The 2,891-nt window shown below is 66.9% G+C and carries 1 protein-coding gene and 1 pseudogene; both read right to left on the reverse strand.

The features are described from left to right. Positions 1-205 precede the first annotated feature (205 nt). Complete coding sequence (locus VNN10_08070; GenBank protein HXH21972.1) at positions 206-979, reverse strand: PKD domain-containing protein; 774 nt, start codon at positions 977-979, stop codon at positions 206-208. A 1,164-nt stretch (positions 980-2,143) separates the two neighbouring features. Then, positions 2,144-2,487: pseudogene (locus tag VNN10_08075) on the reverse strand (heavy metal-binding domain-containing protein). Between the last annotated feature and the right edge of the window lie 404 nt (positions 2,488-2,891).

Genomic DNA, 2,891 nt, shown 5'->3' on the forward strand with positions numbered 1-2,891 from the left:
GTGACGGCGGAGGTGCCGTGGCCGGCGAAGCTCGGGCCGGAAGCCGTGAGGCGCCTCGAGGTGCGCGCCGCCGTGCTGGCGACGTCGGTGCAGACGGCGGAGGGAACCGAACTGACCGACCGGCCGATCGAGACGCCGAAGGAGTGACGGCGCCCACCTTCGAGCCTTTCGTCGTGGCGGACAGCGCGAAGGGCCTGGCGGTCGACTACCAGAGAGCTGACGCCAACGCCGTCCGCGGCGGACTCACGAACGGAAACGCCGGAAGGCCAAGGCTGAAGACGGAAGTCGCCCACGTCACTTTCTTGAACTGGAGCGTGAGACCGTCGGCCGAGCCGCCTCGCACGAGCAACGACAAGGCCGTGACCTCGCCGTCGATCCCGTTTCCGTCGGCGCCGGTGAACGTGATCGTGTTGCCCTCCAGCTTCAGCATGATGTCGCGCTCGCCGCTCAGCACGCCGTCGAAGCGCGTCATGAATCTTTCGGGGTGGGTGTAAATCCCCTCCAGAGACGTGCCCGACTGCGACCGGATGTCGAGGTAGCGCTCCTCGTAACGGCCGCGGTTGTAGTTGTAGAAGCCGTTGTACCAGCGTCCCTGGACGTTCCTCACGACAACATTCACGGACACGCTGTCGGTGCGCCCGAGCGAATCCGTGATGATCGCTCTCGCGGTATACGTCCGGCTCACGGTATAGACATGGCGGCCGATCGGTTCGTCGACGCCCGTGCCGTCACCGAAGTCCAGCGAGTAGCGGAGGCCGGTGCCGGAAGATCCGGTGGCGTCGAAGGTCACGTTGCTCAGATCCTGGATCGCGACCGGCGAGTTGCGGCTGTCGATCTTGACCGCCAGCCGCGCGACCGGAGCGGCGGGAACGGGCGGCGGCGGCGGGGGAACCGAAGGGGTGGTCGGAACGCGCTCGCTACCTCCACATCCTGCGACGGCGAGCAGGGCCAGTGCGACCGTGAACGCCTTGCGCCGCATTGGCGACCTCCCGATGGCAGGCAATGAGCGCCCGCCGGAGGTCAGGACGACGGGAAGCCTCGGGGCCTCCCGGGGTCCCTTCCCCCTTCGACAGGCGCGGACAAGGCCACTGTCCGGCGCGGATTCTACGTCAGCCTGGCAGCCGAGGCAACGGGGACGGCCGCCGGACAGAGACGGCGGCGTGTGCCGACGCCTCGGTTTGCCCCGACCTGTCGCCTTCGCCGAGGCGCGTCGAACTCCGAGGTGTCTGGGGCCCGTGGAGCGCGGCCGGATGTGATAGAGCGTCGGGGCTCATCGAGCGCTTGGTCCGCCGTGGTGGCGCGGGCAGCGCCGTCGTTCGGCGTCGAAAGACCGCGAGCCGGATGACCGGCTGACCGCAAGAGCGCCGCCAGGGGCCACGCAATTGGCTACCAATCTTGGCTCTCGTCCTGGTGGCGGCTCTCCCGGCAAGCGCAGCCGTGCCGTGAGATCAGCGGTCTAACGTTGGCAACGACGTCGCAGCCCAATACTCGACAGATTGTCCCGCGCTCTCGAGATAGCGGTCTTAAGTCCACAACACATTCGAAGTGCCACCGCCTGACGCTACCGGAGACAGAATCTTCAGAGTGCCGAGGTCGCGGCTGGGTACCGTGTAATTCAAGGGCACAGACAACGACGGCGCCCAAACCTGCGTTTCTCTTCCTCCCCGGCACTGGTCTGTTGGGTTTGGCGCCCGTGCCAGACTGCTGCGCCCCCATCGCGTGCCGCCCCCCCCCGGCGATGAAGATGGCTTGGCCTTGTTGGGCGGCGCGGTGGATGGCCGTCTGAATTGCCGCCAGCGCATCAACCGGGACGATTTCGGCTACGTGGGTGAGGTCGAGTCGAGAGTGGATGTCGTTGACAATGAAGGGTGTTGTACGTGAGACCATCAGATTTCTCTGAGTGGAAAGAGAATCGCTTAGTTGGGTAACTGCCCAGCCTCCCGGTGCGACGCGCTTCGAAATTAATCATGTGGCGAAATCAGATGAGGCTAGCCAGGAACGTCCAACTTTCGGGCCCGTTGAAGCGACGTCAGGACGAGGCCTTCCGGACGATGGGAAGCCTTAGGGCCCTTTCGCCGTCACCGCGACGCCCGTTCTCGGCCCCGAATCAGCCCCTACCCTCTTAGACGGCTTCTTCACCCGCCTACGACAGCCGGACCGCGGTCCCGCTCGCGCTCACCATGAGCATGCCGCCCGACTGGCCGACCTGAAGGGTCTCGTAGTCGAGGTCCACCCCGACGACCGCGTTCGTGCCCCGCTCCCGCGCCTGCTCCACCACCTCACCCACCGCGATCTCTTTCGCCTTCCGGAGCTCCTTCTCGTAGGCCGCCGAGCGGCCGCCGACGATGTTCGGATCCCGGCGAAGAGATCCCTGAAGATGTTCGCGCCGAGGATCGCCTCGCCGCTCGCGAGGCCCAGCACCTCGACGAGGCGCAGGGGGCGGACGTCGTGCTCGAATTCATCGAGACACGCGGTCGCGGGGGACATCGGGGAGAAGGTGGTATCCCGCCGGCTCCCTCTCTGCAGGCTGCGCCCGGTGAGCGGGGCGCCTACATCGAGGTCCGCTGGCATCGCTGTTCTACCACCCGGTGACGACGCCGAAACGGACGCGCTGGAAGGTCGGACCCCGCAGGTCATCCGGTGCACGAGGCAAACCTCGAACGTGGACGCCCAGCGAGGTGACCCGGTCGGTCGCGAACTGAAGAAGCGCCGGGGTTCTTCCGTTCTCTTCCGCCGCGCGGACGTAGGCGCCTGGCGGTTCGGGCTGGGCCGCGGCGCTCACGGTCGCCGCAGCGCCGTCGGCTCCAGCCCGGTGCCAGGCGGCTCGGCGTTCTCTTGCTCAGCGATCACTCGCCGCCCTTGGACACCACGATATCCGGTTTCGTCGAGCC

The organism is Dehalococcoidia bacterium (genome assembly GCA_035574915.1).
Taxonomy (GTDB): Bacteria; Chloroflexota; Dehalococcoidia; order DSTF01; family WHTK01; genus DATLYJ01.